Raw genomic sequence first — 20,883 nt, 5'->3', positions numbered from 1 at the left:
CGCAGCCAAACGATAACAAAATTGATATAGGTTCATTGACCCTAAATGGTTTTACATTACCATGTAAGGTAACAAGCACTCGGATGAAGATGGAATGGCCAAGACAATTAGTAAAGCAAATCAATCGCAAGGTATGCTGATGTTTACTCTCACCAGTAACAAACAGCTATTTGCTATTGGTACACTTAAAGTACGCGAAATCGTCCCATACCAACCAACAACGCAGATCCCTTATTCACACCATCATGTCATTGGAACGGTCACTATTCGTAATAAGACCATTCCGGTGATAAATATGCCCGCTGCGATCGGTTTTCGTCCCATTCAGCCAGAAGAGTATGATTCATGCTATTTGATTGTGACTGACTGTCTACGAACAATAGTCGCCTTTATGGTTCGCTCCATCGAAAAGATTATTGAATGTGACTGGAAGTCGATAGAATCCGCACCAAAAACGGCTGGCAATAATGTGTTCGTTACGGGTATTACCCGATACAAGGATCAGATTGTACAAATGCTCGATGTCGAGCTGCTGTTGTCAAAAATCTATCCTCAGTATGAGTCCACCAATATTCCTATGCTCACTGATATTGAGCGAGAGCGCTTAAAAGCCCTCAGAATTCTGTTGGTTGATGACTCATCTATCGCTCGTAAGCAACTGTCTGATGCCCTTGATAGTATCAATATCCCCTATCAAATCTGTAACAACGGGCTAGATGCCTTGGCGTTAATGCGTGCATGCGCAGCCAAAGGCGAGGCTATCGATATGTTAGTGAGTGATATTGAAATGCCTGGGCTTGATGGTTATGAACTGGCATTCGAGACCCAAAATGAGCGAGAGTTGAGTAACAGTTATGTCATTTTACATACCTCACTCTCTAGCGAGATTTGTGTAGAACGTGCTCAGCAAGTGGGAGCACATGAAGCACTAGAAAAATTCAACGCTGGCGATTTGATTCAGGCTATGTTACGTGGTGCTAGCAGACTGGAAGAAGGCAACGTAAGAAGCGAAGTTATTGTCGGCGAATAAGCGCCAACAGTCAGGATGTTAAATTCGTCACGCTTCATTTGCTCAATCTCTATACAGCTTCTAGTATTTAGATGTGCTAAAGTTCATTTAATCAATCAATAAGTCAGAACAAAGTATTAGTAAATCAAGCATCTATGCGTTTTATCCGCTAATCTTAACGAACAGGTGCCTAGAGTAAGAATGCTCATAAAACATGACAGACGACGACTTTAAAAAATCGACGGCAAATTTAAAAAAAGCCGTCCCGCTAATGATGAAAAATCACGTAGCTGCTACCCCAGCAAACTATGCACTTTGGTACACCTATGTAGACAACGCGATCCCTCAGCTAAATAGAGAACTAGACAGCGTTTTAGAAAACTATGGCATCTGCCCACCCGCGGCAGGCGAACAACTCTATAACAACTATGTTGCCACTCGTTCTGAAACCGACATGAGGAATCTTCGGGCTAATATTGAGATTCTGGTGAACGAAGTAGCCAGTTCAATGACTGACACCCTCTCTGACACCTCTGAATTTTCACAACTGATTGATAAGAGCTTTGACAGCCTTGAAAGAGTGGAAGATGAATCGGTTTCTCTCGAAGAAGTGATGACCGTGATAAGACAACTGGTGGCAGAATCAAGAGAGATTCGTAATTCGACTCGATTCCTCAACAGCCAGCTTGCAAACGCGGCAAAAGAGATCAATCAGCTTAAAAGTCAATTAGCCGAAGTACAGCAAGACGCACTTTTTGATGCACTAACCAGCCTTTACAACCGTCGCGCATTCGATAGTGACATTAAAACACTGTGTCGAGCAGAGCAGAAAATGTGTTTAATCCTTGCTGACATCGATCACTTCAAGAACTTCAACGACTCGTACGGACACCTGTTCGGAGATACGGTTATTAAAGGAATTGCTCGTAGGATGCAATTAAGCTGCCGAGAAGGGATTCATGCGTACCGCTTCGGTGGTGAAGAGTTTGCGCTGATTATTCCAAATAAGTCTCTTCGCATCGCTAGACAATTTGCTGAAAGCCTGAGACGAACCATTGAAAAGCTTACCGTTAAAGACAGACGTACCGCTAAGTCGGTCGGCAATATCACTATTTCATTAGGTGTTGCCGAGCTAGAGCCAGGAGAGTCGCCAGATTCACTGATTGAGAGAGCCGACAAACTGCTTTATGAGGCCAAACAGCTAGGCCGTAACCGTGTTATGCCGATTTAGGGCTTAGCATACAAGCAAACATTGCAGCCCCAGCCAATCGCGCTGGGGCTTTTTTGTGCTTAACCGTCTGAGGTGATGGCTTTGATCAGTTCTTGCTCAACTTCATCTGCTCGTTGGTTGTCAATCTGACAGGTGCCAGCAGCTTTGTGTCCACCACCACCATATTTGAGCATCAGTTCCCCCACATTGGTCTTAGAGCTGCGATCAAATATCGATTTTCCGGTTGCAAATACCGTGTTCTGCTTTTGGAAGCCCCACATTTTGTGGATTGAGATATTACATTGTGGGTAGAGCGCGTAAATGATGAAGCGATTACCAGCATAGATGACCTCTTCTTCGGTCAAATCCAGCACCACTAGATTGTTGTAAACCTTTGCACAACGCTGGATCTGCTGTTTAAACAAGTTTTCATGTTCACGATAGAGGTCGATTCTCTCTCTCACATCAGGCAATCGTAATATTTCATCAATGGTATGGTTTTTACAATACTCAATCAGATCCATCATCAAGCTGTAGTTCGAAATTCGAAAATCTCGAAAACGCCCTAGCCCTGTGCGGGCGTCCATCAAGAAGTTGAGTAGGTTCCAGCCTGTAGAGTCGAGCACTTCATCGCGACTAAACTGAGCGGAGTCCCCTTTGTCCACAGCAGCCATCATATCAAGCCAGCGGCTGGGGAAAGTTTGCTCACCACCATAATGCTCCCAAACAACACGCGCGGCTGAGGGAGCGTTTGGGTCGATAATGTGGTTCTTTCTTTCACCCTGGTTGCGTATCACTTCTGACAAGTGATGGTCAAAGACAAGGTGGGCTTGTTCAACGTATGGCAGATTGGTCACGATATCGTTCCCCGTAATTTCCACAACGCCGTCTTGCATATCTTTAGGGTGAACAAATTTAATATCATCAATCAGTTCTAACTGCCTAAGTAGTACGGCACAAACCAATCCATCAAAATCACTACGAGTTACAAGTCGATGTTTTCTATCCGACATCTGACACTTCCTATGCTTCGAATTATTTTAGGGACACAACATACTTAGCAATAATCTTTGTGCTTATTTATAAGTATGTTGAATTGTTACTTTTAATTTTAGACATCGACTACTTTTTAACAAACTCAAGACAGAAATTTTAGTTCAATCCTCTATACTCGATATGCTACCAATTGATTCAATTGAGGAAACTCTATGAGAAATACCTATTTAGCTCTGGCAGTGTCCAGTGCTGTATTACTCGCAGGCTGCGCGAGCGAGCCAGATGAATACGAAGTGAAAGAGTACACATCTCTTGCTAACCCAGCTGCGGTTTATTGTGTCCAGCAAGGTGGAGCGCTTGAAACGGTGACTGAAGATGCTAAACGAGTCACCTACTGCGTATTCCAAGACGATCAACGCGTTGAACAGTGGGAGTACTACCGAAACAATCATAAGCAACAGAGCGACAATAGCTAATTGCTTGATCTGAATCGGGTTGGCACGAGAAACCGATTCGTTTGGCTAGATGAAAGAGAGAGCACTGTCTCTCTCTTTTGGATCTTAAGTGTACACTGTTCAGTTATGACATTTCTCTGACAAAGGAACCAAGGCGAAAAATAAAATGTGACGAAAATCACTAAAAAATTTCTACACAAAGGCGATAGATGCCATGAAATGCCAAACCTCAACCGATCACCCAGCCGATCACCGCGCCGTAGTCACTGTTAGCTCAAAAGCGACCTTCCAACGAGCTGCCCTTAATGTCTTGGTTCTAGCCGCACTCAGTATCTTTGTGAATCTCTGCTTGCGCGTCGATTTTACTCTACTTCATCATGGTTTAAGTGAAAGCTCTATGACAGAGTTGGCTCAATCACTCATGCTTGCGGTCACAAGCTTGGCGTTCTTTCTATTAGCCCAACGCAATCGCTCTATTCGTCACGCATCGATACTGTTCAGCGGCTTCTTTACTGTGCTGTTTATACGTGAATCCGATGTGTGGTTTGATTTTATATTTCATGGTGCGTGGGTTATCCCAGCCCTTTTGGTCACATTTTCTGCGTGCTTTTATGCTTACCGTGGGGGAAGTGATTCAATTCAACAGCTTGCCAAGATCTTAAACAGTCGATATATGCCGATGTTGATTACCGCTGTGGTGTTGCTGCTGGTATTTTCTCGTTTGTACGGGATGGGCTCGTTCTGGCACTCCGTGATGGAAGAGCACTATCTGCGAGAGGTAAAAAACCTATCAGAAGAAGCGATCGAGCTGCTTTGCTACAGCCTGATTTCACTGAGTGCAGTTAAGACTTATTACCTTCTCACAAAATCTGACGCTCAGGATCGTACTGGCGATTAAGCTTCGTCAGCGTCACATCAAGCCGCTTGAGCTGTTGTAACGTTTCTTCGCGATTCAATTGCGGGGTGGTCATTTCGACTGCCCTTTTTATCGCATCAAGATCAGCAAGCGTCTCTTCATCCCCTATACATTTTTCAAGCTCAATAAGTGCATTGCGAGCAATTTGATACGGTTGCTCCCTCACATCAGCCAATGGCCGTTTAAAGACATTTGACACGTATCCTTGCAGATAAACTCGATATGTAGTCAGTTCATCGAGTAGCAAAAACACTCGACTAAACTCATTGTCGTGCGGATAAGGTACTGAATAGTGAGCACTGACCGCCCTATCTATCTTGATGGGTAGTCCCGTCTCAGCACATCGCTTTTCCAATACACGCAATAAGCCCTGCTCATCCATCAACGCCTGTATTTCAAATATCCGTTTAAGGTGGTAGTCGTTCGAGACGAGTTGGACATTGATCCCCTCTCCCTTCGCACAGAGACCACTCTCAATCAATTTGTTGGCAGCATTACTAATATTCTCAATAGTGTTGGTGGATTGGTCTTCAAGCAGCAAATATAGTGGATTGAGATTGGCACCAGCAACGCAGCGTTTGAAGTAATCATACATAGCTTGCGCCTCAGTCACAGTCTGTCCTTCAGTGACTCCACCACAAAATAGCACCACCGTTTGACGCAAGTCCTTTGCCGCTAGAAGCGCTATCAAGGCTTTCACTCTTGAGCGACCTTCAGCCGTAATCGTGTTATCGACCAGTCGTTTTCCGAGAACTAGCACAACATTGATAATGTCCATTATTTACTCATGTCTCAATTATTCCTACTAACGATACGAGAAACTGTACAAGTATTGACCTTATCGCTAAGTTAGCTTGGATTATTATGTTGATGATCACACTGGCAAACGTGCAATTGCTCGGCACATGCCATACTTGTTATTAAAAGAGTCCGAAGTAGCGGCCATTCAAACAGGAAGTTAAGTTTATGCTGTCAATATTTGATATTTTTAAAGTTGGGGTCGGGCCTTCCAGTTCCCATACTAACGGTCCGATGCTCGCGGGTTATCATTTTACCCGCCTTCTCGCCTCCTCGATAGCGAGTGTCAGTCGCATTCAAGTGGATCTTTATGGTTCACTCTCCTTAACGGGTAAAGGTCACCACACTGATCGCGCGGTCATCCTTGGCTTACTTGGCAACAGACCGGACACCATCAAAATCTCCAGCGCGAAACAAGCATTAAGCTCAACAATCGAAGAGGGAAAACTTTGCCTTGCCGGAGCGCATACGATCAACTTCAGCTACGATAGCGATATTCTTTTTCACAAAGATAACCTACCTCTGCATGAAAATGGAATGACTATCACCGGCTATGATTCATTAGGCACCCAAATCGCGTTCGAGACTTATTATTCTGTGGGTGGTGGCTTTATCGCAACAGAAAAAGAGCTCAAAGAAGGCGGTGGTCAAAACGAAGTTGACGTTCCTTTCCCGTTTACCAGCGCAGATCAAATGCTAGAAATGGCAGAAGCAAATGGTTTAAGCCTTGGCGGCATGATCTTGCAAAATGAACTCCAGTTTTTCAGTGAAGAGGAAATCGTTCGTAAAGCAGACCAGATTTGGAAAGTGATGACGCTTTGTATGCAGCGAGGTTTTGAGACTGAAGGCATTCTAGAGGGCGGCCTCAACGTAACCCGACGCGCACCTAACCTTCTGAAGAAGCTTGAGGCAAATGCGGCAATAGAAAATGATCCGATGGAAATTATGGACTGGATCAACCTGTTTGCTTTTGCCGTCAGTGAGGAGAATGCCGCTGGCGGCCAGGTCGTAACGTCTCCAACTAACGGTGCAGCGGGCGTTATTCCTGCGGTTCTCATGTATTACCACCGTTTTATTAAAGAATTAGATACCAAACAACTCAAAGACTTTCTGGCCGTTGCTGGGGCGATTGGTATTCTTTACAAAACCAATGCGTCCATTTCTGGGGCAGAAGTAGGCTGTCAGGGCGAAGTCGGTGTGTCGTCATCTATGGCTGCTGCGGGCCTCACAGCGTTGCGCGGAGGCAGCAATGAACAAATCTGTATCGCAGCAGAAATTGCGATGGAACACTCGCTGGGCATGACCTGTGATCCTATTGGCGGACTGGTTCAAGTGCCTTGTATCGAGCGAAATGCGATGGGGGCAATGAAAGCAATTAACGCCTCACGTATGGCGCTAAAACGCACCAGTAAGTGTCTTATCTCTCTAGACAAGGTGATTGCGACTATGTACCAGACAGGTAAAGACATGAATAAAAAATACCGCGAAACATCATTGGGCGGATTGGCCGTGATCCATATGGCTCCGCCATGTGAATAACACTCCTAATAAAAACCCCTGAGATTCGTCTCAGGGGTTGAGTGTTTTGCTCATTTTAGCGCGATTAGATCTTATCGCTGACAGCGAACACTGCGCTCAGCATATCGTGTCCGAATTTAACACTACGTTCCGGAGACCAGCCGTAAAGTGGATCGGGATAATCGTTATTGTCTTTAAACGGCATCTCTACTGTGTATGACAAACATCTGAACTGTTCACCCACCCAGTTAGAACCAACCGTCAGGTTCGCCTTGCCTGCTTCGTCTTTATCGTAACCAAACTCATCCTGAAACTCTGGCGTAACCGTTTTTAGGACATCTTTGAACGCTTGCTCTAACTTAGCATGGCGCTCATCATACGATGGTATTCCCTCAGAGCCCGCTACAAAGTTATACGGTATCGCTTCATCACCATGAATGTCCAAGAACATATCAACCCCCGTTGCAAGCATACGCTCTCGCACTAGGTAGACTTCAGGGCTACGTTCCATTGAAGGCGTTTGCCATTCACGGTTTAGGTTGACCCCAATTGCATTGCAACGTAGGTGGCCTCGAATACCGCCATCTGGATTCATGTTAGGCACAACGTATAGGACGGCTTTCTCGAGCAAGGCACGCGCCGTTGTGTCATCGTCATCCAGTAGTCGCTGTATGAACCCCTCCATAAACCATTCAGCCATGGTTTCACCTGGATGTTGGCGTGCAATCAACCAGATTTTCTTTTTGCCCTCTTCTGGCTCACCAAAAGTGAGTAGGCTCATATCATTGCCATCAAGTGTATGACCCAAGGTTTCAAGCTGACAATGGTGCGCACTTTGCGCCATATGCAGGAGATCAAGGTGACGGTCGTAGGTATAAGGCGCGAAGTAAGCGAAATAGATAGAGCGACGCTCAGGAATCACAGTAAATGTCAGTGTGTCGCCATCAAAGTCTGCCGGAATTCGAAACCACTCTTCACGGTCATAAGAAGCAACCACGTCATAACCGTTCCAACCTTCTGGATACGCTGAGTTTTTCAGATCCAGTATTTTGAACGTGTGAGGCTGTTCAGCTTCAGACTCTAGACGAAAATGGAACCACTGATAAAACTCAGACTGATTGTCATTAGGGATTCTAAGCTGAATATCATCCATATTGGTGGTATTAACGACTTCTATACTACCGCTATCGAAGTTACTGAAAATTTTCATAACGTTACGTTCCTTTTACAAATTCAAGCTTGCAGCGCAGACTAACACAAAGATTTCTAACTAAGAATAGATTTGAACTTGAATGACTAACTAGCGCTGCTCAACAAATATCCAAGGCAAACGATTTAGATCAATAACATTACATTAATTTATGCGATTCTGATAAAACTTAGTGCATCAAGCATTATTTCTGCGATAATTGTTTCAATTTATAACATACCACAGATTCATTAATATTAAGTTGTTAATTCTGTGTTACAGGTTCTAAAAGAGACTATTATGTGGAATAAACTCAATAAATCAATGATGTTCTGCCAAGCCATGTTTGGATTATCATTCTATGGTGTAATGGTGATTCTAACCCGCTTCTTCTTAGAAGATTTAGGCTATAGCGAAGCGGATACTATGATGGTCGTGGGCGCATTTTCTTCTATCGGACCGCTGTTTGCGATCGCGGGCGGTTTTATAGCAGATAAGTTCCTTGGTGCCTACCGCTCTCTAACTATCGCATACGGCACTTTTGCTACAGGTTACACGCTACTTGTATTGGGTGCTTCAGCAACCAATATCCCGATGAGCTTGGTGGGTATTGCTCTAGCAAGCTATGCGCGCGGTTTGATGTCTCCTTCTTACCCTAGCCTTTACAAACGCACTTTTGCTTCAGAAGAAGATTTTGAAAACGGCTACCCTGTCAACTATTCGGTAAACAACGTCGGAGCACTATTAGGTCAGTACCTATTCCCGATGTTTGTACTTGTTATTGGTTTCCACGGCAGCTTCTCACTCTCAGCTGTTATGGCGGCTTTCGCGTTTGCGGTACTGGTCCTATTCAACAAACAACTTGTTAGCGTAGGTGCAGACATCGACCAGAAACCAGTTAGCGCAAAAAACTGGATCGCTTTCCTTACCCTATCTGCGGCGATGGTAGGCTTAGTATTCTTCATGTTCTCTAACATGGATATTGGTCAAAATATCGTTTATGCGATTGGCGCTGCCGCGATTCTTTACTTCATCTCACTAATGTTTAAATCAGGTAAATCTGACGCACTGAAAATGGGTACTATCCTAATCATGACAGTGCTAACGACCTGTTTCTTTGTTTACTACGGTCAGATGATGACATCTATGACAATGGTCACCATCAACACAATGCGTGGTGACCTGTTCAACTTGATCCCAATCGCACCAGAAGCCTCAATGGCGATGAACCCACTATGGTGTATTGTTGCAGGTCCAGTGATTTCACTGACTTTCTCTTCTTTGGAAAAGAAAGGCATCAATTTCTCAACAGCCACTAAGATTGGTTTTGCTTTCATCTTTACTGCGATCGCGTTTGGTATCCTGACGATGGCTGTCATGAATGTCGGCGAAGATGTCATTATTCGTCCTGAAGTGTTCCTTGCCATCCACTTCTTCCAAGCGTTCGCTGAAGTGATCGTTGGTAGCTTGGTGGTGGCGTTTATTCTGTCGGTTGCACCTAAGCACATCGAAGGCTTCTCAGTCTCGCTATTTTCCGTCGCTATGGCCCTAAGTGGGATCGTTGGTGCAGTATTCTCCACATCTATCGCATTAGAAAAAGGCCAGCAAATCACCCAAGAGATCGTGCAAACGGTTTACGGTGAGTACTTCCAGCTACTGACAATTCTTGCAGTCGTAATGGTCGCAATTGCTTTGCTCTCTTCAATGATCATCCGCAAAATGCTTGCAGCAGCGCGAGCAGATGAGCAACCTCAAATGGTTGAAGCGGAAAGCTAATTTACTGCCAGTAAGAAATAGAAAAACCCAAGCCATTGCTTGGGTTTTTGTTGTTTGTTGTCCTGGTCAAATCCAGCCGGACACTTTCTCTATTGAATCATGTCAGAGCATGAATCAAACCTGTGATCATCAGGGTGATTCCTACAGAACGAGTTAGACACCACTTCTCTCCCAAGAAATAGATCCCCATAAACAATCCAAATACAATACTGATTTGCCTTAGTGCCACAACTAAGCTGACGTTGTCGGTCATGGTCATCGCAAATAGCACCAAGCCGTAGGTTGATGCCATCATTACTCCTGCCATACTGGCTGTTTTGCGGATCTGCCACGCTGTCTTAATCTCATCTGGCTTACCCGTGACTAAGCACCACACAAGGGCAGGAATACCTATCGCCCAAAACTGCACGCCTAAGTAGAAGATCGCACTGTAGTGATCACTCAAGATCTCTGCTGCTTGTTCAGTGAGTAAACTGAGTGCTTCTTTGTCGACCACCGAGTAACCCGTTGTGCCTATTGCGGCAATCAATGCCCAGAACACACCGACGTTAAAGTAAGATCCCGATGTCATTTGACGAAAATTCGTCAGTGGAACCAGCATACAACCAAGGGTTATCAGCAAGAATCCAAGCCACTGCTGACTGGATAATTGATGCCCTAGAGCCACACTGATTGCGCCGACCATCATCACAGGCAGTGCCCGAGCAATCGGATAAACCACACCCACATCAGCGTGCTTATAAGCGACAATCAAACCGACCAGATAGACCATTTGTGAAATGCCGCTAATGAACAGCAATCCCCAAAATTCACTCGGCAATGATGTCCAGCCAATGGTTGCCAAATACCAAATCAAATAAGGGGTAAGAATGGCACAGGCAGAAAAGCTAGCCGCCATGGTAAACGCGAGCCCAGACCCTGAGTTGCTTTTACCAAGGATGTTCCAGCTTGCATGGAGAACAGCAGAAAAAACGACGAGACTAATCGCCAACAAATCCATTTCAATGTTCCTATTTGAATAAAATAAAGGCTCCGAGATGGAGCCTTAGATAATGAGAAAATCCACTTAACGATTGAGTTCTGCCAGAGATTCAATACTGATGGCATCGTGTCGCCAATACTCGATATCGCAATCAATCAACTCGCCGTGTTGGTTGTAGTTGATACGCTCTACCACCATCGCTGGCGTGCCTGCTGTTGCGCGAAGTGCCTGAGCCATTTCACCCAACAAGGTGCTGGTTGAAATGCGGTAGCGAATCTTTTGATACGTCACGCCATAATGATCGCGATAAATGTCCGTCAGTGAATTTGATAAATCGTAGTCCAACAGGTTCGGAAACAGCTCTGGGCGAATGTAGTTTGTTACAAATACCACAGGTCTATCTTCAAGGTATCGCACACGGTCGACTCGATATACGTCCGAGAAAGGCTGCAAGTCCAGCAAGCGCGCGGCTTGTTTGTTTGCTAACGTTCCTTTTGCTGCGATCAACTCCGTTTTTGGCACACGATTTTGCGCTTTCGCCATGTTCGGGAAGTTTAGCGTTTGGGTTGGGTCGTAACGCAAAGGCTCAGGTGAGATAAACCAACCTCGGCGATCTTCGCGATAGATTCGACCTTCCGCTTCTAGCAGTGATAACGCTTCACGCAGAGTGACGCGTGTAGTATCGAACGACTCTGCCAACTTACGCTCTGCTGGCAGTTTTTGACGCGGCGATAGCATGCCCGCTTCAATCTGTTCAACAATCGAATCTTTAATTTTTAAGTATTGCACGAAGTGTCCTTATCTTTTGCGCCAAGCTTGTGTGCGATTCTCTAACAATTTACCCAACGTCATCTGAACAATCTTCGCAATTGCGGCAGCAATCATGATCATCACAGCCATTGCCGCTGCTGCGCCAGTTTGACCTGCATCATCCATATTCAGAATCGAGACCGAAGCTGGAATCGTATCAGTTGAGTAAAGGAATACTACCGCAGAAGTGGTGGTCAATGCATTAACAAACAAGTAAGTCGCAATGTCCAAAATCGCAGGTAAACACACCGGTAATGTCACTTTAAAGAACAACTTGTATTGAGGAAGCTTCACCGATGCTGCTGTGGCTTCAATCTCCGATGGCAGCTGCTTCAACGCTGTCAGTGCAGTCATGTGACCTACTGTGTAGTAATGCACTACCGTGTTAATCACCAAGAATGCCATGGTGCCATAAAGCACGTTGAGAGGATTGTTCGCATCGTTAAAGTAAAAGATGTAACCCAAGCCAAGTACCATACCCGGAACCGCCATTGGTACCACGCTGAGCATTTGCATCACTTGACGAATTGGACCAAACGCACGCCCTTTCTCAATGCAGTAAGCACCGACAAAGATGATGGCAGTACCAATAACTGCCGTCCAACCTGACAGCGTTAGCGAGTTGAAGAATGGGCTCCAACCGTAAGTGCTCATTTCAGCAAAGTTGTAGTTGTTTAGCGTCAGCGCTTTGTTCCAAGGCCAGAACGTAACTAACGAGCCATACACCGCCATGCCAAGCACTGCAAGCACTGCGATAGAAATGATGCTACAGTAAACCAAACAAATCCAGTCGCGTGCTTTGTTGGGTTCTGGTTGATAAGGCACTGAACGTGTGTCGAATAAGCTCTTTTGCTTTTTCTGTACCCAACGGTCTGCACCAAATGCCATTACCGCAGGAAATAGCAGCATAATGCTGGTCACCGCACCCATGGCAAAGTTTTGCTGTCCCACGACTTGCTTGAAGATGTCGGTCGCCAGAACGTTATAGCTGCCACCAATCACTTTCGGTACACCAAAATCCGTGATAACCAGTGTAAAGACGACGATAAGTGTACTGATCAAACCGTATTTCGCCGCAGGTAACGTGACCATAAAGAAGGTCTTAATTGGTGAGGTTTTAAGCGCGCAAGCTGCCTCATACAAGCGAGCATCTGAGGTGCGCAGCGAAGTGGTCAAAATCATCAATGCATGAGGGAAGGTCCAGAAGATCAAACCCATCGAGATACCAATCACGCCGTAAACCGAATTTCCTAACAGCATCTCTTTGGCAATACCTTGATTACCGAAAAGGAAGATCATACTGATTGCCGGCAACAACGAAGGCGCGAGAATGGGTGCTGTGCCGAGGATTTGAAACAAACCTTTAAACCGCATACATGAACGAGTCAGCGCGTAAGCATAACCAAACGCAAGCACACCCACTACCGAGGTCACAATCACGCCCAAAGTAAAGGTATTTCCCACCGACACCCACAAGCTTGAAGAGGAGAAGTACGTCGCAAAGTTTGCCAATCCGACAAATTCGCCATTGGCATTTTGCACACTCTTAATCAACATTGCCCAAAGCGGCATCAAGATGAACAGCACCATTATGGTCGACAAACCAGCGAGCAAACCAAACAACACAAGGTTGTCGCGGCTAACACGTCCGAGTAAGGATTTTGCTTTGTCTTGTGTGGTCAGGCTAGTCATCGTCATTGTCTTCGCATCCATGTTTACACCTACGCTGCTAGCGCTTTATCAACCGAGGGCACGGCGTAACCATGCAACCCTTCTTCAGCAAACTGGATGTAACGTACATCGCCCGCCTTGATATTGAGTTGTTGAACCGTTTCCACAGGCACATCCACTACGATGGTTTTGGTTGAGCTGTCGTTTTGCAATACGCAATCAATGCGGAAAAACGCCCCCAGAAACTCGGTTGCCGTAACTCGCACTGGCAGAGAGTTGGTGTCGTTTTCAACGAACTTGATGCTTTCAGGACGCACCGCAAGGTCGAAGCGGTCACCACGTTGAATCTTACGATTGGTCAAACTTGGCGCTGGCATCAAGGTTTCTGCAATGCGTATTTGGGAGTCCGTTGCGACTGAGGTTTCAATAAAGTTCATGCTGCCGACAAACTCAGCGACAAAGCGCGTTGCTGGCTGTTGGTAGATTTCTTGAGGCGTGCCAACTTGCTCAATCACGCCATGGTTCATTACCACGATACGATCCGCCATCGACAACGCTTCGTCCTGATCATGCGTAACCATGATGGTGGTGATGCCAAGCTTGCGTTGCAGCTTACAAATCTCGTCACGTAAGTGCACACGTACTTTAGCATCCAGCGCCGATAATGGTTCATCAAGTAGCAGTAGACCCGGAGACAGCGCCAATGCACGAGCCAAAGCGACACGTTGTTGTTGACCACCAGAAAGTTGGTTAGGGAACTTCTCGCCAGAAGTTGGAAGACCAATCGTTTCTAGCCAATAATCTACCTTCTCTAGCGCTTCTTTGGTCGACATGCCTTGGTTCTTTAAACCCACAGCAATGTTCTCTTGTACAGTTAGGTTCGGAAACAGCGCGTAAGATTGAAATACGATGCCGAAATCGCGCTTCTCTGGAGGGAGGAATGTGGTCTCTTGGCCGTTTTGAAAAATCGCACCAGACGTTGGCAAGTCTAAACCTGCAATAGCACGTAATAGAGTGGTTTTACCGCAGCCAGAAGGGCCAAGAAAGCAAACAAACTCGCCCTTTTCAATCGCTAGCGAGATTTTCTTTAATGCGGTGAACTGCCCGAATTGCTTCACTACATTTTCAATATTTAGGTAATGTTGATTAGTTGACATAACACATGCTCCAAATGGTATATACCAAACTTAACTTTGGAGTGTTACGTTCCAATGACAAATTTATAGAAAAATAGGAATCTGATGCAATGAGAAAAGAACAAGCTGCGCCTTTGTGAGGAGCAGCTTTAATCACGGTAAATGTTAGCTGATTTTATCTGCTTTACCAGCTGGACCCGCTAACTTGGCTAACTGTTTATCAATCCAAAGTGGTGCATTTTCGTTATCTTCTGCATTCTCTTTTCTTCGCACAGCATCTCGCACCAACATCGCACCGACCCAACGAAATGGCTCTGGCGGAAAATGGCCTAATGGGCCGTTTGTCATACCGCATCGTGTCCATGGATTATCAAGATCTAAAACCAACGATGATAGTATTTTTCCTCCAATACGTGTTTGAGCAACACCGTTACCTGAATACCCTAAACCATAAAATATGTTGGATTGATTATTGAGCCTACCGAAAAATGGCAAACCGGAAACAGATCTGTCTGAACCGCCAGACCAATGATAGGAAAAAGACGATTGTTGTAACCTAGGAAATAGTTTTTGAAATGATCGACTCAACAGAGAAAGATATTCACTAGGCTGATTAAACATCGGATCGACTCGGTTAGCGAACGAGAATTTATTTCCACCTTTCCCAAGCATTAAGCGTCCGTCTCGAGTGTCACGATAGTAGTGGACGAATATTCTTGAATCGACTATTGCAACTCCCTTTTCTGGGCCGTGTTTTTCAAGGCGTTCTGCGATTGGGTCGGTGATCACCATATCGGAAGAAACAACCACTATGCTTCGTTTAAACTCTCTAAAATGTTCAACCATCCAAGCATTTAGTGCAATAACCACCTTATCAGCAACCAGCGAACCGTCAGGGGTCGTTATTTTGGCTGGTTGACCATATTCTAGTTTGGTCATAGGGCTATTCTCAAAAACTTGGATCCCCATTTTTAATGCAACGGTGCGCAACCCTCGCGCTAAAAGAGCGGGTTGAACACTGCCGGCTGCAGGAGAGTAATAACCCTCGATGTGTCGATCAGAACCTGCTTTCTGGGCAACCTCTTTCCCGCACTTTTGCCAACTGTTGATGCCTAAACGCGTTAATTCATCAACAACAGGTTGCATCCCACCTCTCTGTGCCTGATTGGTTGCTGTATAGTACGTCCCACTTCGATTCAAGTGTGCATCAATACCATGCTGCTCACAAAACTCTTCAATTTCGTAAATGACCTTTTCTGATTCCTCGACCAACCACTTTGCCTGTTGTTCACCATACAGTTTTTTTAAAGTCGGGTACTTGGTCGACCACGTTAGCATGCAACCGCCATTGGCACCTGAAGCACCGCTGCCACAGAGCGATTTATCAATAACCGCAATATCTTTATCGGGTTGTTGTTGCTTTAATAGTATCGCTGTCCATAATCCAGTATACCCTCCTCCAACAATAGCGATATCACAAGTTCGCTCCTCTCTGAGCTGGGTATAAGTGACTTGCTCGAAAGAGCCAAATTCTTGTTCAATGGCTTGTTTGAACCAATAAGAGTGGTGTTGTTTCATTGCATAATTCCAACAGACGTGTTGAGTGATGGGTTAACCAATGACAAATAAAGGAAGACAATGTCTTCCTTTATCGGTCTATGGGTTAACGAGATAAGTAACTACGATTTTGGCTCTGATTTCGCGTCAAACTTCTCAGACCATGCCGCTAGGATTTCCGCACGCTTGCTACCCATTTGCGCAAAGTCCATCTTCGCCATGTTCTCTTGAACGTTAGGGAAGTTAGCTACAGTCGCTTTCACATCTTTGTGACCAACCACTGGGTACATTTCTACGTAAAGCTCGTTTGCCGCTTTAGAGATTGACCAGTCCACAACTCGCTTCGCTGCATCAGACTCTTTTACTAGACCAACCGCTTCTGATTCCCAGCCGATACCTTTTGGTGTGATAACCGCTAGTGGTGCGCCTTGTGTTTTCAGCTTCGCGCCACGGCTCGCCATCGAAATGCCGATAGCCACTTCACCCATCCCCGCTTGAACACATGGCTTAGAGCCCGAGTGGGTGTAGTGTGCAATGTTCTTGTCTAGGTCACGCATGTAATTCCATGCCTGATCTTCACCCATGTTTTGTAGCCAAGCAGAAACCTGCATGTAACCAGTACCAGAAGAGGCAGGGTTAGGCATTGCAATGTGACCTTTGTAAACTGGCTTCGTTAGGTCTTCCCAAGATGTTGGTTTAGGCAGGTTAAGTTGTTTCGCTACCGCTTCGTTGAAACAAACTGCATTAAAGAACGCATCGTTACCGAACCAAGCTTGGTTTGATTGAGGGTCGTTTAGATTCGCGTGCAGCTCTTCCAAACCTTTTGGCGTGTAAGGCTTAAGAAGGCCTTCATCTTTAAGCAGCGCCATTGACGAGCCAGCAAGACCCCAAACCACCTCCGCTTGAGGGTTGTTCTTTTCTGCCAGCAATTTCGCCGTCATGATACCAGTTGAATCGCGAACCCACTTAATCTTGATATCTGGGTTATCTTTCTCAAACGCAGACTTGTATTTAGCAAGAATGTCAGTTTCGAAAGCGGTGTAAACCGTGACTTCCTGTGCTGCCATTGCGTTCGTTGCTAGCAGAGAGACAAGTGCAGCCAGCGATCCTTTCATCAAACGGTTTTTCATCATTTTCTCCAGTTAATTTGGCTAAGTTTTTATTTGGTCTGTACCAGTTGTACGATATAAACCCTACTGACACTTTGTGACGAAATCATGACCATTAAATGGCAGTTTTACGAAAATTTGCGCTGAATAATCGTTCAATAGATCCGCTATTTTTCGGATGTTAAAGTTTTATGAAATTGAAGATTTACCTATTTACTGCCCTTCTCTTCCTCGTTAGAGTGAATTGAAAATTTGGTGTAGACCAAAAAACCTATTCTGATGGAAATCGAGATGAAAAACGAATATCTACTACTGACTCCAGGCCCTCTATCTACTTCTGAAACGGTACGTGAAGCCATGCTAAAAGACTGGTGTACTTGGGATGATGAATACAACAAAGATATTGTAGAAGTGATCCGCACCAAGCTTGTTAAACTGGCGACTCAACAAGACGGCTACACCAGCGTATTAATGCAAGGTAGCGGCACAGCATCAGTAGAAGCCACGATTGGTAGCGCCATTGGTAAAGATGGAAAACTGTTGGTTGTCGACAACGGTGCGTACGGTGCACGTATCGCTCAGATCGCCAATTACCTGAATATTCCGTGCCATGTAGTTTCCCCTGGCGAAACATCACAGCCACACTTGAACGAGGTGGAAACTGCATTGGCATCGGATCCTGCTATCACACACGTTGCGATTGTTCACTGCGAGACAACCACGGGCATGCTTAACCCAATTGAGGCATTTGCTTCGGCTGCAAAAGCGCACGGTAAAGTCGTGATTCTTGATGCCATGTCCAGTTTTGGTGGCATTCCTATTGATATCGCGGAGTTAGGCATCGACTTTATGATCAGCTCTGCAAACAAGTGTATCCAAGGTGTACCGGGCTTTGGCTTTGTAATTGCGAAACAAACTGAGCTAGAAAAATGCAAAGGTCAAGCACGTTCATTAAGCCTCGATCTTTACGATCAATGGCACTGCATGGAAGTAAACCATGGCAAATGGCGTTTCACGTCTCCGACACACACGGTTCGCGCTTTCTACCAAGCATTGTTAGAGCTAGAACAAGAAGGCGGCATCGAGGCCCGTCACAACCGTTACCAGACTAACCAGAAAACACTGGTTGCAGGTATGCGTTCTCTTGGTTTCAAACCACTACTGCATGATGACCTTCACTCGCCAATCATTACCTCTTTCTACTCCCCGACGCACAGTGATTACCAGTTCAAAGAGTTCTACACCCGTTTGAAAGCGCAAGGTTTTGTGATTTATCCGGGTAAGGTGTCAAACGCAGACTGTTTCCGCATCGGCAACATTGGCGAAGTTTACCCAGCAGATATCGAACGATTAATCGGTGCGATTGAAAAAGCAATGTACTGGCAAATTGCCTAAAGCAGCCTTCTGATTGAGAGAGCGTTATGACTGAAAATGTAAAACCGACCCATTTTCGCAGTGAAGGCGATGTCAACACGACACTGGCACGCCAAGCTTGGAATGCATCGATGGACGACGCACGAACGCAAGCATTGTTGAATCGTGATTCAGAGATCTTTCTTCATCAAGCCATGTCGACACCTTGTTTAGATACCTTGGAAGCAGCGCAAGGCATCTACATCCAAGATGCTAGGGGTAAAAAATACATGGACTTCCATGGTAATAACGTGCACCAGTTAGGCTACGCTCACCCACACGTTATCAAACGTGTGCAAGAGCAAATTGCCAAACTGCCGTTTTCACCACGTCGCTTTACCAACGAAACCGCAATTGAATGTGCCGAAAAGCTAACGCAAATCTGTGGCGGCGAGTTGAATCGCGTATTGTTTGCTCCGGGTGGTACATCAGCGGTAGGTATGGCACTTAAACTAGCACGCCACATCACAGGGAACTACAAGGTAGTGTCCTTGTGGGACTCCTTCCACGGAGCATCGTTGGATGCCATCTCAGTGGGCGGCGAAGCGTGTTTCCGCCAAGGCATGGGACCATTAATGGCAGGTGTTGAACGCATTCCACCAGCGGTCTCTTATCGAGGTGCTTTTCCAGTCGCTGACGGTAGTGATGTGCATTACGCCGATTATCTTGAATACGTAATTGAGAAAGAAGGCGGCGTGGGTGCATTTATCGCAGAAGCGGTTCGCAACACGGATGTTCAAGTGCCGAGTAAAGCCTACTGGAAACGCATCCGCGAAATCTGTGACAAACATAATGTCATGCTGATCATCGACGACATCCCTAACGGCATGGGTCGTAGCGGTGAATGGTTTACCTACCAAGCCTACGACATCGAGCCAGATATGCTCTGCATTGGTAAAGGCTTGGGCGGAGGCCTAGTGCCTATCGCAGCCATGGTAACCAAAGATAAATATAACACTGCCGAGCAAATCTCGATGGGACACTACACTCATGAGAAAAGCCCTATCGGTTGTGCTGCGGCGCTGGCAACCATGGAAGCCATTGAGCAATACGGCTTGTTAGATAAAACCAAAGCCGACAGCCAGTTCATGCGCGAAAAGCTACTAGAGATGAAAGCCAAGTACCCAGTGATTGGTGATGTACGTGGCATCGGCATGTTGTGGGGCATTGAACTGGTCACCGACCACGAAAGCAAAGCGCGCGCGTATGACGAAGCGGAAGCTGTGCTGTACCAATGCCTCAACAATGGCGTCAGCTTTAAGGTATCGCAAGGCAATGTGATTCAACTCAGCCCCCCGCTGATCATAACGCGCGAGCAACTGACAGAAGCGTTGGCAATCTTCGAAGAAGCCATCGCCAAAGTGTGTAAAGACTTTAACTACTTCTAACTTCAACAAAAACCAATTTATCCAGAGCGTAGTTCCAGCGTGTAGGTAAGCGCTCTGGCAAACAAGACAAAGGATTAAACATGAACAAGTCACCAATTCAAGCTGTGATCTTTGACTGGGCAGGCACTATCGTCGACTTCGGCTCTTTTGCACCAACCAGCATCTTTGTGGAAGCATTTAAGCAAGGCTTTGATTTCGATATCGACCTTGAAGAAGCGCGTGAGCCGATGGGACTTGGCAAATGGGATCACATCCAAGCTGTGGGTCGCATCCCAGCGGTTGATAAGCGTTGGAATGAGAAGTTTGGTCGCTCAATGACCAGCGAAGACATCGACGCGATCTATGCCGCATTTATGCCTCTGCAAAAAGCGAAAGTCGCTGACCACGCCGAGCCGATTCTCAATGCAATTGAAGTCGTGAACGGTCTGAAAAACAAAGGCATCAAGATAGGTTCTTGTTCTGGTTACCCTCGCGAAGTGATGGATGTACTGATTCCAGTAGCAGCGGATTACGGCTACAAACCTGATTACGTGGTTGCCACGGATGATCTGCCTCAAGGAGGCCGCCCTGCACCATTTATGGCATTGAAGAACGTGATTGAATTGAACGTAACCGATGTTAACGCGTGTATCAAAGTGGATGACGCAGCACCGGGCATTGATGAAGGTCATAACGCAGGTATGTGGACCGTTGGTCTGCTGCTTTCTGGTAACGAAGCGGGTCTGACATTTGAAGAGTACCAAGCGGCCGACCAAACCACACTAGATACTGCTCGTGAAAAGGCACGTGCAAAATTGCTCAAGAGCTCGCCGCACTACCTAATCGACACCATTGCTGACTTCCCTGAAGTCGTTGCAGATATCGAACGTCGCCTAGCGGCAGGTGAGCGTCCATAGGATTTATGTAAAAGCCTCTAATTCAACTAAATTATCAACTGAGTTAGAGGTACG

18 protein-coding genes are annotated in these 20,883 nt (G+C 45.8%); 9 read left to right on the top strand and 9 right to left on the bottom strand.

The window, feature by feature from the left end; all coding sequences use genetic code 11:
• The first annotated feature begins 94 nt into the window (after positions 1 to 94).
• Both ACQEXR_RS07840 and ACQEXR_RS07835 read left to right on the top strand, forming a co-directional pair.
• Complete coding sequence (locus ACQEXR_RS07840) at positions 95 to 1,030, top strand: chemotaxis protein (RefSeq protein WP_138972171.1); 936 nt, start codon at positions 95 to 97, stop codon at positions 1,028 to 1,030.
• A gap of 193 nt (positions 1,031 to 1,223) precedes the next feature.
• Complete coding sequence (locus ACQEXR_RS07835; RefSeq protein ID WP_331427665.1) at positions 1,224 to 2,240, top strand: GGDEF domain-containing protein; 1,017 nt, start codon at positions 1,224 to 1,226, stop codon at positions 2,238 to 2,240.
• A gap of 59 nt (positions 2,241 to 2,299) precedes the next feature.
• On the opposite strand, the gene ACQEXR_RS07830 is transcribed toward ACQEXR_RS07835, so the two are convergent.
• Positions 2,300 to 3,232: an exopolyphosphatase gene (locus ACQEXR_RS07830; RefSeq protein ID WP_138972173.1), complete on the bottom strand. Its 933-nt coding sequence runs from the start codon at positions 3,230 to 3,232 to the stop codon at positions 2,300 to 2,302.
• A 195-nt stretch (positions 3,233 to 3,427) separates the two neighbouring features.
• Between ACQEXR_RS07830 and ACQEXR_RS07825 the strand changes: the two genes are divergently transcribed.
• Complete coding sequence (locus ACQEXR_RS07825) at positions 3,428 to 3,691, top strand: DUF333 domain-containing protein (protein ID WP_331418307.1); 264 nt, start codon at positions 3,428 to 3,430, stop codon at positions 3,689 to 3,691.
• A 193-nt stretch (positions 3,692 to 3,884) separates the two neighbouring features.
• The gene (locus ACQEXR_RS07820; RefSeq protein WP_427020074.1) at positions 3,885 to 4,568 is read left to right on the top strand and encodes a hypothetical protein; all 684 of its coding nucleotides are present in this window, start codon (positions 3,885 to 3,887) and stop codon (positions 4,566 to 4,568) included.
• Here the strand turns inward: ACQEXR_RS07820 and ACQEXR_RS07815 are convergent.
• On the bottom strand, positions 4,531 to 5,364 hold the full coding sequence (locus tag ACQEXR_RS07815; RefSeq protein ID WP_427020073.1) for a YdcF family protein: 834 nt from the start codon (positions 5,362 to 5,364) through the stop codon (positions 4,531 to 4,533). The genes ACQEXR_RS07820 and ACQEXR_RS07815 overlap by 38 nt on opposite strands.
• Positions 5,365 to 5,552: 188 nt before the next feature.
• Between ACQEXR_RS07815 and ACQEXR_RS07810 the strand changes: the two genes are divergently transcribed.
• Entirely contained in the window at positions 5,553 to 6,923 is a 1,371-nt protein-coding gene (locus tag ACQEXR_RS07810; protein ID WP_331418310.1) for an L-serine ammonia-lyase, read from the top strand.
• Positions 6,924 to 6,987: 64 nt separating this feature from the next.
• Here the strand turns inward: ACQEXR_RS07810 and ACQEXR_RS07805 are convergent, their stop codons facing one another.
• Positions 6,988 to 8,112 (bottom strand): M14 family metallopeptidase, encoded by a 1,125-nt coding sequence (locus tag ACQEXR_RS07805; protein WP_331418311.1) that lies wholly within the window; start codon positions 8,110 to 8,112, stop codon positions 6,988 to 6,990.
• A 279-nt stretch (positions 8,113 to 8,391) separates the two neighbouring features.
• On the opposite strand from ACQEXR_RS07805, the gene ACQEXR_RS07800 reads away from it, so the two are divergent.
• Positions 8,392 to 9,867: a peptide MFS transporter gene (locus ACQEXR_RS07800; protein WP_427020072.1), complete on the top strand. Its 1,476-nt coding sequence runs from the start codon at positions 8,392 to 8,394 to the stop codon at positions 9,865 to 9,867.
• Between the two features lie 97 nt (positions 9,868 to 9,964).
• On the opposite strand, the gene ACQEXR_RS07795 is transcribed toward ACQEXR_RS07800, so the two are convergent.
• The 6 genes from ACQEXR_RS07795 to ACQEXR_RS07770 form a co-directional block, all read right to left on the bottom strand.
• A complete protein-coding gene (locus ACQEXR_RS07795) occupies positions 9,965 to 10,867 on the bottom strand; it encodes an EamA family transporter (RefSeq protein WP_427020071.1) in 903 nt (300 codons plus the stop codon).
• Positions 10,868 to 10,933: 66 nt separating this feature from the next.
• Complete coding sequence (phnR, locus tag ACQEXR_RS07790; RefSeq protein ID WP_138972180.1) at positions 10,934 to 11,638, bottom strand: phosphonate utilization transcriptional regulator PhnR; 705 nt, start codon at positions 11,636 to 11,638, stop codon at positions 10,934 to 10,936.
• A 9-nt stretch (positions 11,639 to 11,647) separates the two neighbouring features.
• Complete coding sequence (locus ACQEXR_RS07785) at positions 11,648 to 13,372, bottom strand: putative 2-aminoethylphosphonate ABC transporter permease subunit (RefSeq protein ID WP_427020070.1); 1,725 nt, start codon at positions 13,370 to 13,372, stop codon at positions 11,648 to 11,650.
• Between the two features lie 8 nt (positions 13,373 to 13,380).
• Entirely contained in the window at positions 13,381 to 14,487 is a 1,107-nt protein-coding gene (locus ACQEXR_RS07780) for a putative 2-aminoethylphosphonate ABC transporter ATP-binding protein (RefSeq protein WP_427020069.1), read from the bottom strand.
• Positions 14,488 to 14,631: 144 nt separating this feature from the next.
• Positions 14,632 to 16,044, bottom strand: a complete 1,413-nt coding sequence (locus tag ACQEXR_RS07775) for an FAD-dependent oxidoreductase (protein ID WP_427020068.1) — start codon at positions 16,042 to 16,044, stop codon at positions 14,632 to 14,634.
• Positions 16,045 to 16,145: 101 nt separating this feature from the next.
• Entirely contained in the window at positions 16,146 to 17,156 is a 1,011-nt protein-coding gene (locus ACQEXR_RS07770) for a putative 2-aminoethylphosphonate ABC transporter substrate-binding protein (RefSeq protein WP_138972183.1), read from the bottom strand.
• 267 nt (positions 17,157 to 17,423) lie between these two features.
• On the opposite strand from ACQEXR_RS07770, the gene phnW reads away from it, so the two are divergent.
• The 3 genes from phnW to phnX all read left to right on the top strand — a co-directional run bounded on the left by phnW (position 17,424) and on the right by phnX (position 20,829).
• Complete coding sequence (phnW, locus tag ACQEXR_RS07765) at positions 17,424 to 18,527, top strand: 2-aminoethylphosphonate--pyruvate transaminase (protein ID WP_427020067.1); 1,104 nt, start codon at positions 17,424 to 17,426, stop codon at positions 18,525 to 18,527.
• A 26-nt stretch (positions 18,528 to 18,553) separates the two neighbouring features.
• Complete coding sequence (locus ACQEXR_RS07760) at positions 18,554 to 19,933, top strand: aspartate aminotransferase family protein (protein WP_427020066.1); 1,380 nt, start codon at positions 18,554 to 18,556, stop codon at positions 19,931 to 19,933.
• Positions 19,934 to 20,013: 80 nt separating this feature from the next.
• Positions 20,014 to 20,829 (top strand): phosphonoacetaldehyde hydrolase, encoded by an 816-nt coding sequence (gene phnX, locus ACQEXR_RS07755; protein ID WP_427020065.1) that lies wholly within the window; start codon positions 20,014 to 20,016, stop codon positions 20,827 to 20,829.
• The last annotated feature ends 54 nt before the right edge of the window (positions 20,830 to 20,883 follow it).

Origin of the sequence: Vibrio sp. TRT 2004 (assembly GCF_050113735.1) — a bacterium.
Taxonomy (GTDB): domain Bacteria; phylum Pseudomonadota; class Gammaproteobacteria; order Enterobacterales; family Vibrionaceae; genus Vibrio.
Note: the sequence above shows the minus strand (reverse complement) of the source record. Positions and strands in the feature narration are given on the sequence as shown.